Here is a 15840-nt window from a genome sequence, read left to right on the forward strand (position 1 = left end):
ACCGACGGAACGGCGCTTTGGGGGTGAGTCTTGTCACCACCGTTTGATGGTTGTCCGGCTTTGGTGCTGAACGCGGATTTCCGCCCGCTCAGCTATTTTCCTTTGTCGCTCTGGTCTTGGCAGGATGCGGTCAAGGCCGTGTTCCTGGACCGCGTCAATATCGTTTCCCATTATGACCGCGTGGTCCGCTCGACCCAGCTGGCGATCCGGTTGCCCAGCGTCATTTCGCTGAAGGAATTCGTGCCGGCCACGCGCCGGCCCGCCTTCACGCGTTTCAATGTCTTCCTGCGCGACCGCTTCACCTGCCAATATTGCGGGCGCTGGTTCCCGACGCACGAATTGACCTTCGATCATGTCATCCCGCGCTGCCGGGGCGGGCGGACAAGCTGGGACAATGTCGTCACGTCCTGTTCGGCCTGCAATCTGGCCAAGGGCAGCCAGATGCCGTCCAAATGCGGTATGCATCCGCTGCAGGAGCCGTTCGCACCGACGGCGTACGAGCTGCAGGAGAACGGCCGCTGCTTCCCGCCGACCTTCCTGCATGACAGCTGGCGCGACTTCCTGTTCTACGACGATGTCGGGGACGAGGTGGCGGCCGATCCGGGCGAGGATCTGCCCGGCGTGGCCTTCCCGCCTTCCATGACCAGCGCCGAATATTGGGGTGCGGAACTGGAGCAGGGGTAAGGGGGCCGACGGCCCCCTTACAGCAGATCCCGCAGGATGGGGATCAGGGGGATGTCGGCGGGCGGCATGGGGTAATCGCCCATGCGCACCGGCTTCACCCAGGCCAGTTGCTGGCCTTCCAGCGGGGTGGGTGTGCCCTTCCAGACGCGCGCCACGTAAAGCGGCATCAGCAGGTGAAAATCGTCATAGGTGTGGCTGGCAAAGGCGATGGGGGCCAGACAGCTTTCGGCCGTGTCGATTCCCAACTCCTCCTTCAATTCGCGGACCAGGGCCGCTTCGGGCGTCTCGCCGGCATCGACCTTGCCGCCGGGAAATTCCCACAGGCCCGCCATGGACTTGCCCGGCGGGCGCTGGGCCAGCAGCACGCGGCCATCGACATCGACCAGAGCCACGGCCGCCACCAGCACGGTGCGCACCGGCCCTTTACGGGCCGGTTCCTGCCAGCAAGGCGTCTCGCCGCCGCTCACGACCGGTAGCTGCCATTGATGTCGATATAGCCGTGGGTCAGGTCGCAGGTCCAGACCGTGGCCGTGCCGCTGCCCAGGCCGATATCAACCTCGAACAGGATTTCCTGGCCCTTCATATGGGCGGCCACCGGCGCTTCGTCATAGCCGGGCACTTCCATCCCGTTGGCGCAGATCTGCACGCCACCGGCGGAAATGACCAGCAGGTCGCGGTCGGCGCGCTCGCCGGCCCGGCCCACGGCGGCGACGATGCGGCCCCAGTTGGCATCCTCACCGGCCACCGCCGTCTTCACCAGCGGCGAATTGGCGATGGTCAGGGCGATGCGCTTGGCGGCGGCATCGCTTTCCGCCCCGGTCACGCGCACTTCCACGAACTTGGTCGCCCCCTCGCCATCGCGGATGATCTGCTTGGCCAGATCCAGGCAGACAGCATCCAGGGCTGCGGCAAAGGCGGCCAGACGCGGGTCGTCGGTCGTCTCGATGGCGGCATGGGCGGCCTTGCGCGTGGCGCAGACGACCAGCGTGTCCGAGGTGGAAGTATCGCCATCGACCGTGATGGAATTGAAGCTGCGGTCGGTGGCCGATGACAGGGCCGCCTGCAGGGGCGCATGGGCGATGTTGGCGTCGGTGAAGACATAGGCCAGCATGGTCGCCATGTCGGGCGCGATCATGCCGCTGCCCTTGGCAAAGCCGGCGACCGTGACGGTGACACCGTCGATGGTGGCCGTGGCCGAGGCCCCCTTGGGGAAGGTGTCGGTGGTCATGATGGCGCGGGCCGCCACCTCCCACGCCTCACCCTCCGCCGGGACCAGCTTGCTGAAGGCTTCGGGCAGGGATTTGGCGATCAGGTCGGCCGGCATGGGCTGGCCGATGACACCGGTCGAGGCCGGGAAGATTTCGGTCGGCAGGCAGCCCAGCAGGGAAACGGTGGCGTCGATGGTGGCATCGACGAAGGCCTCACCGGCCTTGCCGGTGAAGGCGTTGGAATTGCCGGCATTGACCACCAGCGCGCGCACCGACCCGCCGGCCAGATGGGCGCGGCAGCGATGCACGGGGGCAGAGGCGGTCAGCGAGCGGGTCAGCACGGCGGCGACGCTGGACCCTTCCTCCAGCACGGCGACCATGACGTCGTTGCGCGGCGTCTTGTATCGGATGCCCGCGCGGTGGCCCGCCAGACGCAGCCCGGCGATGGGTGGCAGCGACGGGAAAGAAGCGGGGGCGAGCGGGGAAATGGCGGTCGCCATGATGCGGGCTCCGATCAAGGGGAAATGTCCCGCGCATGAAGCCGATGCCGGGGCACCGGGTCAAGTGCAGGTTCGGTGACAGGGGGTTCCCGTTTCAGGGCACCAGGGGTTCCAGCAAGTCCGGCACGCGGTCCTTTTCCACTGCGTCCAGCCAGCAATCGGCCAGCCGATCCGTCTCCGCCACAGCCGTCCGCCAGTATTTCTGGCGGGTTTTGGTGTCCATGCGCTTGAAATCGCCGCGGTCGGGGATCTTGCCATAGGGCAGGGCGGCCGCGAATTCCATCGACGGGCACAGGACCAGCGTGCGCGACAGGCTGCCCGCCCGCGCCTTGCGCCAGGGCAGGGTCTTGTCGAACCAGCCCGGCACGATGCGATGGGAGAAATGCGGGAACAGCACCAGACCCGGCGGCGTATAAGGGATGTCCAGATGGTAATCCATGATGCCGCCATCCAGATAAAGACCCGGCCGCGCCCCTTCCGGGTCGACAATGCCGTCAAAGACGAAGGGAACGGAGCCGGACGCCAGCAGCGCATCCACCAGATTGCCGTGCGTAAGCGGCACGGCCTGGGTGGGGAATTCCGCCGTCAGGTCAAAGGGTGGCGGCGTGCGCGCATCATGCAGGACCGTGCGTTCGAAAAAGATCGGCAGGCTGCGCCGGCTGGCCAGATTGGCCAGGCCCGCGGCCCCCAGGCCCAGACCCAGCGACAGCTTGCCGGCGTGCGGGTTGATGGGTCCGCGCCCGCGGACAGCCAGGATGGATTGCCGCATGAAGGGATGGGTCAGCAGATGGTCAATGCCATCGTTCCCGAAAATCACCTTCAGGAAATCCCGGCAATGATCGGTCAGTTCCGTGGTCGTGACGTCATCGGCGATGGCGTAGTCCAGATAGCTGGCCTCGAACCGCTTGCAGGCCTCCACCGGGTCCGGCTGGGCCAGACAGGCAAAGCGCCAGGTGCCGATGGAACTGCCCACCATGTGCAGGGGCCGGGTGCGGGTGCGGAACCAGTGGCTGAACAGGACCTGATCCAGCCGCGTCAGGGCCAGCCATTTGGCCCCGCCACTGGCCCCGGCCATCACGTCAAACAGGTCGTCATGCAGGCCATCGCGGCGGATGCGGGCCATGGCCTCGGGCCCGGCCAGGAAACGCAGGGGCTTTGACGCCATGGTTCAACCCGGTTGCAGGAATTGGATGCGCCGCAACATAGGTTGCGTGTCGGCGGCTGGCAATCCCGGCCGCTATTGACGGCGCCGGCCCGGGCGTGATGATAGAAGGTCAATCCTGCACAAAACCGCCAGACTTCAAGGCAGCCTACCCATGTTCAAGATCGCCACCGTCGATTTCGCCGCACCCGACGCCGCCGAACAATTCGTCCGCTCCATGCATGAGACGGGCTTTGCCGTCCTGCGCAACCACCCGATCGACAAGGGCCTGATCGGTGAACTGTACAAGGTCTGGGCCGGCTTCTTCGCCGATGATGGCAAGTTCGACTATAAATTCGACCCGGAAATCCAGGATGGCTATTTCCCGTTCAAGTCGGAAAACGCCAAGGACAGCCCGGTCAAGGATCTGAAGGAATTCTACCATGTCTATCCGGGCCGCCGCCTGCCGCCGACGGTGAAGGAAGCCACGGATCGCATGTATGCCGACCTGCGCGCCATGGGCGACACGCTGCTGACCTGGATCCAGGAACAGGTGCCGGAGCCGGTGCGCGATGCCTTCTTTGAACCGCTGCCGAACATGATGGACCGGTCGACCAGCACCCTGTTCCGCGTTCTGCATTATCCGCCCATCGGCGAAGGCTACGAGCCGGGGGCCGTGCGCGCCGCCGCACACGAGGATATCAACCTGATCACCCTGCTGGTGACGGGCAGCGAGCCGGGCCTGCAGGCCCAGGACACGGCCGGCAACTGGCATGATGTGCCGTGCGATGCCGGGATGATCGCCGTCAATGGCGGCGACATGTTGAAGCTGGCGTCGAACGGCTATATCCCCGCGACCCCGCACCGCGTCATCAACCCGCCGCCGGAACATAATGTGGCCCGCTATTCCATGCCCATGTTCCTGCACCCGCGCCCCGACGTGCGCCTGTCGGCCGAACTGACCGCCGGGGAATTCCTGGACCAGCGCCTGCGCGAGATCGGGTTGAAGAAGTAAGGATTGGGGGGCCTGCTTGGCGGGCTCTTCCTGTCTATGCTGTCAACTCACCGGAAATGTTTTTTCCCGTCACCCCGGCGGAAGCCGGGGTCCAGCTTCGAGGCGCGCTTAGCGCCGACATGAGTCATGTCGCGGCTGACGCCGCTCTACGCCTGGGTCCCGGCTTTCGCCGGGATGACGGCGGGGTGGTCAGCACTGAAACGTGCTAGACGCTGACATCCAGCTTTCCGCCCCGATCGCGGGGCGGCTGGTGGTTGGCCTTGGCCTGGACGGCGGCGGCTTCATTGTCGTAGGCATAGCCCAGATGGGTGCCGTCCTGATCCTCCCGCCCGCGGTCGGCCTGGGCCACGGCGGAAGCCGCACGCTTGGTCTGGGTTTCCGTCGGCCGGGCCAGCTTCTGTGCCGCCACGGCAGCCGTCGCCAGCGCCGCATTGTTGTGCGGGGTGGTCGGCTGCGTCAGCTGCGCGGGCGGCAGCGGCATGGGCTGCGATGGAATGATCATGGTGATTATCTCGCCGCCTGTTCGCGGCGAGAGTCAAGGGACAGTTTGATGGGGCGACCGGTCACGGGTTGTAGTGCCCCGTTACCGCCTGACGGCCGCAATCAGCATGGTGTCGATGGTGAAGCTGCCATCCGGCTGGATGGCGAAATGCGCCTTCACCTCTGGTGCAGCACCCGCCATCAGGCTCAACAGGGCCGGGCGGTGCGGCTGGGGCGTGTTGATGCGCTCCACCCAACTGGAAAATTCCAGATGCAGGCGATAGGGGCGCGGTTCGGCGGGGGTCAGTCCGGCCGCTTCCAGCAGGGACCGCCATTCGGCCAGGCTGTAATCGCGCACATGGCTGGGGTCGCGCACCATCTCCACCGTCTGCAGATAGCTGTCCAGCAACGGATCGGCCGGGGCGAACACATCCATGACGATGCAGCGTCCGCCCGGGCGCAGCACCCGCGCCACCTCCGCCAGGGCGACCGGGACCCGGCCCCAGTGATGGGCGCTGTAGCGGGTGACGACCAGATCGAAGCTGGCATCCTTGAACGGCAGTTCCTCTGCCCGGCCCTGGCGCGTGGTCAGGTTGGTGATGCCGCGCGTGCCCGCCCCGGCCGCGACGGCGGCCAGCATGTCGGCCGACAGATCATAGGCGGTGACGGTGCGGGCGAAGGGGGCGGCGTGGAAGCTGGCATGGCCGCCACCACAGCCCAGATCCAGCACATCCCCCGCCGGGTCGGCCCGCAACAGCGCCTGAAAATCGGCCAGATCGGGGCCGGCGGCGTGGGTGGCGCTGGTGACATAGGCATTGGCGCGGGGGCCGAACTGCTGCACGACAAGATCGTGCTGGGTGCTGGTGCCGGACATGGTTTCTCCTGGGGGCTGGATGGGAACAGCCTGCGCCCGATTCCAAACTGGTACAAGATAAGTGGTTATCCTGGTATAACCGACACCATGAGCCCGCAACCGCCCGATGATCCCGCCGCCGCCCAGCGTCGCCTGCTGGGGGATTTCCTGCGCGAACGGCGCGGGCGGGTTGACCCGGCCAGTGTCGGTATCGCGGCGGCCGGCGGCCGGCGCCGCGCCCCCGGCCTGCGGCGGGAGGAGGTGGCGATGCAGGCGGGCATCAGCGCCACCTGGTTGACCTGGCTGGAACAGGGGCGCGACATCCAGGCCTCTCCCCAGGCGCTGGACCGGCTGGCCCGTGCCCTGCGCCTGACCCCGGCCGAACGCGCCTATCTGTTCCAGCTTTCGGGACGGCGCGACCCGCATGAACCGGACCCGGCCGATACCGATGCCGCGTTGCTGCCCCTGCTGCGTCAGGCGGTGGCGGCCCAGCCCGTGCCGGCCTATGTGCTGAACCACCGCTATGACGTGCTGGCCTTCAACCCAGCCGCGGCCGACCTGTTCACGGGGTGGCTGGATGGGCCGGGGCCACACAATCTGCTGCGCTTCCTGTTCCTGGAGCCGGCGGCGCGCACGCTGCTGGTCGATTGGCCGGGCCGGGCCGCCCGCGTGCTGGCCGAATTCCGCGCCGACCATGGCAGGCACCTGAACGACCGGGCGCTGACGGCGCTTGTCGCGGAGTTGCGTGATCGCAGTGCGGTTTTTGCTGCTGGCTGGACCGGGGCGGATGTGCGGGAACGGGAAGGCGGGGAACGGCTATTCCAGCATCCCAGGCGAGGTCTGCTGCGCCTGACGCAATTGACCCTGGCCGTGGAGGCACGGCCGGATTTGCGGCTGGTGCTGCTGCTGGGGTAGGGGATGCTTGCACGCGCGCCCCTCGTGACGGCTGCAAGCCGGATCTCCGGTGCTCATAGGTGCTTTCCCCGCGAAAGCGGGGATCCAGGGGCCACAAGAACCAACGCTTGGGTGCCCTTGACCCCTGGACCCCCGCTTCCGCGGGGGAGGCAATGTAATGCAAAGGGTTGACGTGATTTTGGCTGGATGTCGGGGTTAGAGTTCACCTCGCCCCGACATGTAATGATCAGACTTCCTCGTCCCGCCCCACTTTTTTCAGCAACAGCGACACCGACGTGCCCGACAGGTCCACCGACACGGCACCGTCGCCCAGCGTGGCCGGGTTCACGGTCAGCGACAAAGCCAGCGTCTCACGCTTGATCGTGTCGGCATGGGTGGTCAGGGCCCCGGCGATGGTGTCGGGCACCAAAGCCTGGATGGTGATGCGGTCGGTGACCTGGAAGCCGCTATCCTTGCGGGTCGACTGCACCGCGCGCACGAAGTCGCGGGCCCAGCCTTCGGCTTCCAGTTCCGCATCCACGGTCACGTCCAGCACGACCACACCCTTGCCGCCGGCAAAGCGCGACGCGTGCGTGCCTTCCTTGGCCTGGATGCGGATGTCGAAATCGCCCGCTTCCAGCACGACGCCGGCCAGTTCGACGGTGCCATCGCCCTTGTCGGTCCACTTGCCGGTCTTGCTGGCGGCCATGACCTCCTTCATCTTCGGGCCCACCTTGGGGCCAACGATGGCGGCGTTCACGGCCAGCTGACGGGTGCCGACCAGGCTGATGTCGGACGACACGATCACCTGCTTGACGTTCACCTCGTCCGCGACAAGGGCGCCCAGCACCGTGTCGAACTGACCCTTCAGCCGGTCGGCATCGGGATGGACGATGGTGAGCGTGCGCAGCGGCAGGCGGATGCGCAGCTTCTTGGCCTCACGCAGCGACATGGCCGAGGCGCAGATCTCCCGCACCAGATCGATCTGGCTGGTCAGCTCATGATCGGACGGCAGGTAGGACACGTCCGGCCAATCGGCCAGATGCACCGATGCCTCGCCCGTCAGCGCCGTATAAATCCGCTCCGTCACATGCGGCAGCAGGGGGGCCAGCGCCTTGGTCGCCGTCACCAGACAGGTGTACAGCGTGTCATAGGCGTCAACCTTGTCCTGGCCATCGCCCTCTCCGGCCTCGCGCCAGAAACGCGAACGGGAACGGCGGATGAACCAGTTGTTCAGCGCGTCATAATAGCCGGTGATGATGGCATAGGCGCCGGGCAGGTCGTACCCGTCCAGCTTGGCTTCGATGCCTTCCACCAGCTCGCGGGTCTTGGCCAGGATATAGCGGTCCAGCAGACCCTTCTGATCGGCGCGGATCGTGCCCTTCACCTGATCGATATTGGCGTAGAGCGTGAAGAAGCTGTAGGCGTTCCACAGCGGCAGCACGCCCTGGCGCAGGGCCTGCGCGATGCCGCGGGCATCCTTGGGCATGGCCAGATCGCCGCCCACCATCAGGGGGCTGGACACCAGATACCAGCGCAGCGCGTCGGCACCCTGGTTGTTCAGCACCTCCACCGGGTCGGGATAGTTGCGCAGACGCTTGGACAGCTTCTGCTTATCCTCGTCCAGCACGACGCCGTGGCAGATGACGTTCTTGAACGGCGCGCAGTCGAACAAAGCCGTGGACAGCACCATCAGCGTGTAGAACCAGCCGCGGGTCTGGGCCACATATTCGACGATGAAGTCGGCGGGGAAGGCGGCTTCGAACCGTTCCTTGTTCTCAAACGGGTAGTGCTGCTGCGCGAACGGCATGGAGCCGGATTCAAACCAGCAATCCAGCACATCCTCGACGCGGCGCATCATCGACTGGCCGGTCGGATCGTCGGGGTTGGGGCGGGTCAGATGGTCGATGGCGGGGCGGTGCAGGTCGGTGACCTTCACCCCGAAATCGCGTTCCAACTCCGCGATGGAACCATAGACGTCGATGCGCGGATAACGCGGATCATCGCTGCGCCACACGGGGATGGGTGAACCCCAGAAGCGGTTGCGGGAGATGTTCCAGTCCCGCGCATTGGCCAGCCAATTGCCGAAGGACCCATCCTTCACATGGCCGGGAACCCAGTTGATCTGCTGCTGGTTCAGCTCGACCATCCGGTCCTTGAACTTGGACACTTCCACATACCAGCTGTTCACCGCCTTGTAGATCAGCGGCTGATCCGTGCGCCAGCAATGCGGATAATTGTGCAGGTACGTTTCGTGGCGCAGCACGACACCGCGCGCCTTCAGGTCCTGGATGATCGGCTTGTTGGCCTCGATCACGTTCAGGCCGGCATAGTCGGACACTTCGGACGTGAAATTGCCGGCCACGTCCACTGGCACCTTCACGGGCAGGCCATTGGCCTTGCAGACGGCCAAGTCGTCTTCACCGAAGCCCGGCGCCATATGGACGATGCCCACACCGTCGCCCGTGGTGACGAAGTCGGCCACCAGGATCTGGTGCGCCTTATCCAGCCCCTTGAAATAGGGGAAGATCGGCTCATACGTGCGGCCGCGCAGGTCTTCCGCCGTCAGCGTGCTTTCCTGCTCGTACCCGTCCAGTTCCTTGGCGTACTTCCCAATGGCGCTGGTGGCCAGGATCAGCCGGTCATCGCCCTTGCGCATGACCGCGTATTCGATCTCCGGCCCCACGGCCAGCGCCAGATTGGACGGCAGGGTCCAGGGCGTGGTCGTCCAGGCCAGGATATCCAGCGGTCCGGCATCGCCGTCGCGCGCATCCAGGCGGAAGCGGACCGTCAGGGCCGGGTCCTGCCGTTCGCGGTAGGAATTGTCCAGGCGCGTCTCGAAGTTCGACAGGGGCGATTCCACGGCCCAGCTATAGGGCACGACGCGGTAGCCCTCATACACCAGCCCCTTGTCCCAGAGCTGCTTGAAGGCCCACATCACGCTTTCCATGAACGATATGTCCATCGTCTTGTAATCATTCTGGAAATCGACCCAGCGGCCCTGGCGCGTGACGTAATATTCCCATTCCTGGGTGAAGCGCAGCACCGACACCTGGCAATGGGCATTGAACTTGTCGATGCCGAATTTCAGGATGTCGTGACGCCCCGACACGCCCAGTTCCTTTTCGGACTGAAGCTCTGCCGGCAGGCCGTGGCAGTCCCAGCCGAAGCGGCGTTCGACCTTGCGGCCCTTCATGGTCTGGTAGCGCGGCACCAGATCCTTCACGAAGCCCGTGACCAGATGGCCGTAATGCGGCAGGCCGTTGGCGAAGGGCGGGCCGTCATAGAAGACGAATTCATTGTGCTTGCCATCCTTTTCCAGCGGGCGGAAATCGACCGACTGCTGGAAAACCGCGTTCTCCTTCCAAATCCGCTGCACTTCTTCCTCAATCCGGGGGAAATCCGGGTTGGGCTCGGCGGCGGGATAGGGCTGGAAGGTCGTATTCGACGCGGTCATGGGACACCCATGTTGTTGGCAATGCCCGGCGGGGGCGCGGAACAGGTCCGCACCCTTGGGAAACTCTCATGTAACGGCCTGCGCCCGTGCTGTCCAGAACGGGCGGGCGCAAGGCAACCCTGTCCCCGTCGTGGGTTGTCATCCCCTGGGGTGAATTTGATTCATCTGAGACTGAACCCTTCTCGTTCGTCGCCGCCGGATATCGGCCCCTATGCTGATCCCAGATATTGATCGGGGGGAGCATGATGGGTGTTGCGGAACGGAAATGGGCGGGCCTGTTGACCGTGCTGGCGGCCGGTCTGGTGATCAGTGCGGCGCTGGGCACGCGGCAGAGCTTCGGCCTGTTCATCGGGCCTTTTGCCTTTGACCATGGCTTGCCGGTGACGCTGGTGGCCTTCGCCATCGCCCTGCACAACCTGACCTGGGGCTTGGCCCAGCCCGTGGCCGGGGCGCTGGCCGACCGGTATGGCCCGGCACCCGTGGTGGCGGTGGGAGCGGCCCTGTTCGCGGGCGGGCTGGCCCTGGCCGCGCTGGCGCCCGACGGGCCCATGCTGGTGCTGGGCATGGGGGTGCTGGTCGGGCTGGGGATCAGCGGCACCAGCTTTGGTGTGGTGATGAATGCCGTGGGCAAGGCCGTGCCGCCCGAACGGCGCAGCCAGGCCATGGGGCTGGCCTCTGCTGCGGGATCGTTGGGGCAGGTGTTGCTGGTGCCGCTGGCGCGCGGGGTCCAGGCGGGCTGGGGCCTGTCGGCCGCACTGCTGGTGCTGGGCGCGGTGATCCTGGCCGTGGCCCCGCTGGGCCTGCTGCTGGGCGGCCGGCAGGCAACCGGGGGCACCATGGAACCGGTCCTGCCGTTGCGGGCCGTGCTGGCGGTAGCGGGGGATCATGGCGGTTACCGGCTGCTGACCCTGGGCTTCTTCGCCTGCGGCTTCCAGCTTGCCTTCATCGCCACGCATCTGCCGGGCTATCTGGCCCTGTGCCAGATGCCGACGGGACTGGCGGCGACGGCGCTTGCCCTGATCGGCCTGTTCAACATGGGCGGAAGCTGGCTGTGCGGTTGGCTGGGCGGGCGGTTCCCACCGCAATCGGTGCTGGGCTGGCTGTACCTGCTGCGGACCGGCGCTATTGCCGCCTTCGCCCTGCTGCCCAAAACGGACCTGTCCGTCACCCTGTTCGCGGCCTGTATGGGCGTGGTGTGGCTGGGCACGGTGCCGCTGACCAGCGGGGTGATCGCGCGGATGTTCGGCGTGCGCCATCTGGGCACCCTGTTCGGCGTCTGCTTCCTTTCCCATCAGGTCGGGTCCTTCCTGGGGGCCTGGGTGGGGGGATTGGTCTTCGACCTGACGGGTTCCTACGACCTGATCTGGGCCGCCACGGCGGCGACCGGGCTGGTGGCCGCCATCCTGAATTTCGCGATCCGCGATGGGGCCGATGCACGCCCCCGCCCGGCCCTTGCCTGAAACCGGAGGGATTTCATGACCGACAACGTGCTGTGCGCCGTCGCCGACGGCATCGCCACCCTGACCCTGAACCGGCGGGAGAAGCTGAACGCCATCGACTATGCCATGGCCGACGCCATCCTGGCGCATCTGGACCGGGCGGAGGCCGACGACGCCATCCGCGCCATCATCATCACCGGGGCCGGCGACCGTGCCTTTTCCGCCGGGGCCGACATCCGCCAGTTCGCCGACAGCGTGGCAGCAGGGCCGGCCGTGGCCGTGCGCGACTTCGTGCGGCGCGGACAGGCCATGACGGCGCGGATCGAGAATTTCCCCAAGCCCGTCATCACCGCCGTCAATGGTCTGGCCTTTGGCGGCGGGTGCGAGATTGTGGAGGCATCGCACCTGTCGGTGGCCAGCAACCGTGCCATCTTCGCCAAGCCTGAAATCCGGCTGGGCATGGTGCCCACCTTTGGCGGCAGCCAGCGTCTGGCCCGGCTGGCGGGGCGCAAGCGGGCGCTGGCCGCCCTGCTGACGGGTGACCCGTTTCCGGCGACCACGGCGCAGGAGATGGGGCTGATCAATCAGGTGGTGCCGCATAACGGCCTGATGGATGCCGCCCGCGCCCTGGCCTTCGGCATCATCCGGCATTCGCCCCTGGCCGTGGCCGCCAATCTGGCCGCCGTGACCCGCGGCATCAACCTGCCCATTGCGGAGGGGCTGTCGGTGGAAAGCGAACAGTTCGCGCGGCTGGCCGCCACCCACGATCTGTCGGAAGGGCTGTCGGCCTGGCAGCAGGGGCGGGCGGCGGCCTATCAGGGCTGCTGAGGGGCCGGCTCCGGTGTCAGCGCCGACAGCAGCCAGTCGCGGAAGGCCCCGACCTCTGGCCGTTGCAACGCGTCGGGCGGGCTGACCAGCCAATAGGACATGCGGCTTCTGACCGGTGGCCCCAGCACCGGCATCAGTCGGCCGGCTGCGATGTCGGCGGCGGCGAGCGGCAGGCGGCCGATGGCAACGCCCAGCCCCTGGGCTGCGGCCAGCTGTGCCATCTGGATCGTATCGAAGCGCGACCCGCGCGACAGGTCCAGCCCCGTCACCCCGGCCAGTTCCGCCCAGGTGCCCCAATCCTCCGCCGTGGTCACGACATGCAGCAGGGTCTGGCCCGCCAGATCGGCCGGCGTGGCGATGCGTGCAGCCAGGGCGGGGGCGCAGACGGGTACCAGATCCTCCGTCACCAGCGGGACGGATGACAGGCCCGGCCAGTCGCCGTGGCCGCGGCGGATGGCGACATCCACGCCGTCGCGGGTAAAATCGACCTGCCGCTGGACGGTATCGACATTCACCTGGATATCGGGATGGCGTTCCTGAAACCGGGGCAGGTGCGGGATCAGCCAGGCCAGACCGAAGGTCGGCGCCACGCTGACCGACAGCCGTCCCGTGGGCCGGCGACCGGGCACCCCATCCCCGGCCTGCGCCAGCGCGGCCAGCGCCGGCTGGATCGCTGCCAGATAGGCCGTCCCTGCCGGGGTCAGCGTCAGGCTGCGATTGCCGCGGGCGAACAGGGCGACGCCCAGCCAATCTTCCAGCGTGGCCACACCGTGGCTGACGGCGCTGGGCGTGATGTGCAGTTCGGACGCCGCCAGCTTGAAGCTGCCATGGCGCCCCGCCGCTTCGAACAGCCGCAGGGAATTCAGCGGCGGCAGGCGATAGGCCATGGCGGGGGCGGCCGGTGCGGGATCAGTCGGCGGCCCGCGCCATCAGGCGGCGGGTTTCGGCCGGATCGGTGGTCAGGGGCACCGTGAAGCTGACAATGGTGCCGCGGCCGGGATTGCTTTCCAGCTTCAGTTCCCCGCCATGGCGCAGGACCAGATCACGGACCAGGGTCAGGCCCAGGCCGGTGCCCGTCTCCCCCTGCGTGCCCGGCCGGCTGGCCTTGGGCCCGGCCTTCAGGGCCTGTTCCAGCTGGGCGGGCTCCATGCCGACGCCCTTGTCGGTGACGGCCAGTTCCAGCCGGTCGCCCAGGGCGCGGCTGGTGACATGGACAACGCCGCCTTGATGGCTGAACTTCACGGCATTCATCAGCAGATTGCGCAGCACGGCCAGGATCATGGTGCGGTCGGCCAGCACCCAGCGGTCGCCCGCCGCATCCAGGATCTGGATATCCTTGGCCTGGGCGGCGGACGCGACGTCGCGGATGGCGTCGCCCACCACCTCGCGCATGGGGAAGACGGTTGGGGCGAACGGCGTGCCCGACATCTGCACCCGCGACCATTGCAGCAGGTTTTCCAGCAGATCGAATACCTTGCGCGCCATCTCGTGCACGGACCGGGCGAAATCGGCCGTGTCTTCCGGTCGCATCCTCGGCGCGTGGTCGGCCAGTTCCTGGGTCATGCCCAGCATGGAATTGAAGGGCCCGCGCAGATCGTGGGAGATGAGCGAGAAGAACCGCGTCTTCTCCCGGTTCAGGAAATCCAGCTCGTCATGGGCGGCGCGCAGGTCGGCCAGCGCGCGTTCCGCCTCCGCCCTTGCCTCGCGTTCGGCGGCGGCGGCGCTGTCGCGCACGGCCAGCGCCCGCTGCATCAGCCGACGCGCCACAAACAGCACGACCAGGACGGATGCGATGAAGCCCGCCACCGACACCAGAATGTCGGTCAGGGTGGGCAGCAGGCTGCTGAGGCGCGGGGCGACATAGACGACACGCCAGGGCGTCTGTCGCAATGGGGCGACCACGATCAACGGGTCCAACGGGCTTTGTGTCGCCACGCCCCCATCAGCCAGTACCGGCAGGCCGGGGGCGTAGATCTGCTTGAAGTTGCGCGGCGGCTCCATGCCGGACCCACTGCTGGCGCCGGTGATGATGGTGCCGTCGGCATCGACCAGCAGGATCATCGAATTGGCGCGGTTGATGCTGCCCAGTGCCGATTGTACGCCGTCGACCGGCACCTCGATCCCGAAGACCCCGGCAAACCGCCCCTGAAGGTTCAATGGCAGGGACAGGGTGATCCCCGCCACCCCGCCATCGGCGTCGCGCGCCAGGCTCCATACCGGTTCCCCGCGGGGGTCGGCGTCGGGGCTGGCGGCGGCAAAGGGCGGGAAATTGGTGATGTGGGACAGGATGTCGATGCGGCTGCTCTCCGTCCAGGGATGGACGGCCACCATGCCGGTCAGCGAGGCATAGAACAGCCGGCGCACGCTGGGCACCACCTTCTGCGTCACCGCCATCAGCGGCAGCAGCTGTACCGCCATGGACGCTTCCTGCCGCCATCCAGCCTCGTCCGGGCGCGACAGGGCAGGGTCGGCATCGACCTGGGCGGGTGGCAGCGAGACGATGTTGCCGATCTGGTCCACCAGATAAGGCGGCGGCAGCCGGTCCAGGTTATAGCCGCGCTGCGGCGCGCTGCCGGGGTTGCTGGCCAGAAGGGCCGTCATCAGGCTGCTGGCAGGTACATCCGACGGTGCGGGATATTCGGCATAGAAGAATTCGGCCCGCTGGCGCAGGGCTTCCAGATGGCCGACGGCAATGCGCATATGCACATCCATCGCCGCGGCACGGCCCCGCACCTGCGATGTCAGGATGGTTTCGAAATTGCGCACGCGGTCGGTGGCATGCGACCAGAGCAGAACGGCCCCCAGGATGCCGCCGGCCAGCAGGGCAAGCAGCAGCACCCGGTCCACCCGGACAGCGCCCACCAACGCCGATCGCCAATGCCTGACCGTCACGCGCCCCGTCCCCCGTTCCCGCGACGGACACCGGCCGAATCCATGGGGCAAAGCCCTTCGTGGTGGTTCGTCGGCGCCATCCAACCATTGGTATCATCATGCGCCAGACCGGGCAACGCGCGCTCAGCCTTCCCCCGCTGCACGGCAGCGAAATGCGCAACGAATTCGCCGGCGCCGGTAAAGTGTGACGTCTTTTTGCAGGAAAGCGCTTGACACCGGCGCCGCACGTCTCTATCACCGCGCTCCACGAGAGGGGCGCGTAGCTCAGGGGTTAGAGCACTCGCCTGATAAGCGAGAGGTCGGTGGTTCGATTCCACCCGCGCCCACCATCCCTCTCTCGGTTCGAAGAAGCCGGCCCGAAGGCCGGCTTTTCGCTTTGTCCCGGCAGGCGGTCGGGGCGCGTAGCTCAGGGGTTAGAGCACTCGCCTGATAAGCGAGAGGTCGGTGGT

12 protein-coding genes, 1 tRNA gene and 1 pseudogene are annotated in these 15840 nt (G+C 66.8%); 6 read left to right on the top strand and 8 right to left on the bottom strand.

Annotation, left to right across the window (positions count from 1 at the left end; genetic code table 11):
- Positions 1-30: 30 nt before the first annotated feature.
- Positions 31-573, top strand: a pseudogene (locus ACODTW_RS21555) (HNH endonuclease); the annotation flags it as partial.
- Between the two features lie 128 nt (positions 574-701).
- On the opposite strand, the gene ACODTW_RS21560 reads toward ACODTW_RS21555, so the two are convergent.
- The 3 genes from ACODTW_RS21560 to ACODTW_RS21570 all read right to left on the bottom strand — a co-directional run bounded on the left by ACODTW_RS21560 (position 702) and on the right by ACODTW_RS21570 (position 3557).
- Positions 702-1151 (bottom strand): (deoxy)nucleoside triphosphate pyrophosphohydrolase, encoded by a 450-nt coding sequence (locus ACODTW_RS21560; RefSeq protein WP_488948144.1) that lies wholly within the window; start codon positions 1149-1151, stop codon positions 702-704.
- Entirely contained in the window at positions 1148-2392 is a 1245-nt protein-coding gene (gene argJ / locus ACODTW_RS21565) for a bifunctional glutamate N-acetyltransferase/amino-acid acetyltransferase ArgJ (protein WP_488948145.1), read from the bottom strand. The genes ACODTW_RS21560 and argJ overlap by 4 nt, the downstream gene beginning before the upstream one ends.
- A gap of 94 nt (positions 2393-2486) precedes the next feature.
- The gene (locus ACODTW_RS21570; RefSeq protein WP_488948146.1) at positions 2487-3557 is read right to left on the bottom strand and encodes a patatin-like phospholipase family protein; all 1071 of its coding nucleotides are present in this window, start codon (positions 3555-3557) and stop codon (positions 2487-2489) included.
- Positions 3558-3708: 151 nt separating this feature from the next.
- Between ACODTW_RS21570 and ACODTW_RS21575 the strand changes: the two genes are divergently transcribed.
- Positions 3709-4548 carry an isopenicillin N synthase family dioxygenase gene (locus ACODTW_RS21575; protein ID WP_488948147.1) on the top strand — a complete coding sequence of 280 codons (840 nt, stop codon included), beginning with the start codon at positions 3709-3711 and terminating at the stop codon, positions 4546-4548.
- Between the two features lie 205 nt (positions 4549-4753).
- Here the strand turns inward: ACODTW_RS21575 and ACODTW_RS21580 are convergent, their stop codons facing one another.
- Positions 4754-5050 (bottom strand): hypothetical protein, encoded by a 297-nt coding sequence (locus ACODTW_RS21580; RefSeq protein ID WP_488948148.1) that lies wholly within the window; start codon positions 5048-5050, stop codon positions 4754-4756.
- Between the two features lie 81 nt (positions 5051-5131).
- Positions 5132-5902: a class I SAM-dependent methyltransferase gene (locus tag ACODTW_RS21585; protein ID WP_488948149.1), complete on the bottom strand. Its 771-nt coding sequence runs from the start codon at positions 5900-5902 to the stop codon at positions 5132-5134.
- A gap of 87 nt (positions 5903-5989) precedes the next feature.
- Here ACODTW_RS21585 and ACODTW_RS21590 point away from each other — a divergent pair, with 87 nt between their 5' ends.
- Positions 5990-6796: a helix-turn-helix transcriptional regulator gene (locus ACODTW_RS21590; protein ID WP_488948151.1), complete on the top strand. Its 807-nt coding sequence runs from the start codon at positions 5990-5992 to the stop codon at positions 6794-6796.
- Between the two features lie 226 nt (positions 6797-7022).
- Here the strand turns inward: ACODTW_RS21590 and ileS are convergent, their stop codons facing one another.
- Positions 7023-10232, bottom strand: a complete 3210-nt coding sequence (gene ileS, locus ACODTW_RS21595) for an isoleucine--tRNA ligase (protein ID WP_488948152.1) — start codon at positions 10230-10232, stop codon at positions 7023-7025.
- Between the two features lie 242 nt (positions 10233-10474).
- Between ileS and ACODTW_RS21600 the strand changes: the two genes are divergently transcribed.
- Both ACODTW_RS21600 and ACODTW_RS21605 read left to right on the top strand, forming a co-directional pair.
- Positions 10475-11692 carry an MFS transporter gene (locus tag ACODTW_RS21600; RefSeq protein WP_488948153.1) on the top strand — a complete coding sequence of 406 codons (1218 nt, stop codon included), beginning with the start codon at positions 10475-10477 and terminating at the stop codon, positions 11690-11692.
- A 15-nt stretch (positions 11693-11707) separates the two neighbouring features.
- Positions 11708-12499, top strand: coding sequence for a crotonase/enoyl-CoA hydratase family protein (locus ACODTW_RS21605; RefSeq protein WP_488948154.1), 792 nt, complete (start codon positions 11708-11710; stop codon positions 12497-12499).
- Here the strand turns inward: ACODTW_RS21605 and gcvA are convergent.
- Complete coding sequence (gene gcvA, locus ACODTW_RS21610) at positions 12487-13386, bottom strand: transcriptional regulator GcvA (protein ID WP_488948155.1); 900 nt, start codon at positions 13384-13386, stop codon at positions 12487-12489. The genes ACODTW_RS21605 and gcvA overlap by 13 nt on opposite strands.
- Positions 13387-13408: 22 nt before the next feature.
- Positions 13409-15391: a sensor histidine kinase gene (locus tag ACODTW_RS21615; RefSeq protein WP_488948156.1), complete on the bottom strand. Its 1983-nt coding sequence runs from the start codon at positions 15389-15391 to the stop codon at positions 13409-13411.
- 253 nt (positions 15392-15644) lie between these two features.
- On the opposite strand from ACODTW_RS21615, the gene ACODTW_RS21620 reads away from it, so the two are divergent.
- Positions 15645-15720: transfer RNA gene (locus tag ACODTW_RS21620), tRNA-Ile, on the top strand.
- Positions 15721-15840 lie beyond the last annotated feature (120 nt).

The organism is Niveispirillum sp. FG148 (genome assembly GCF_057809655.1).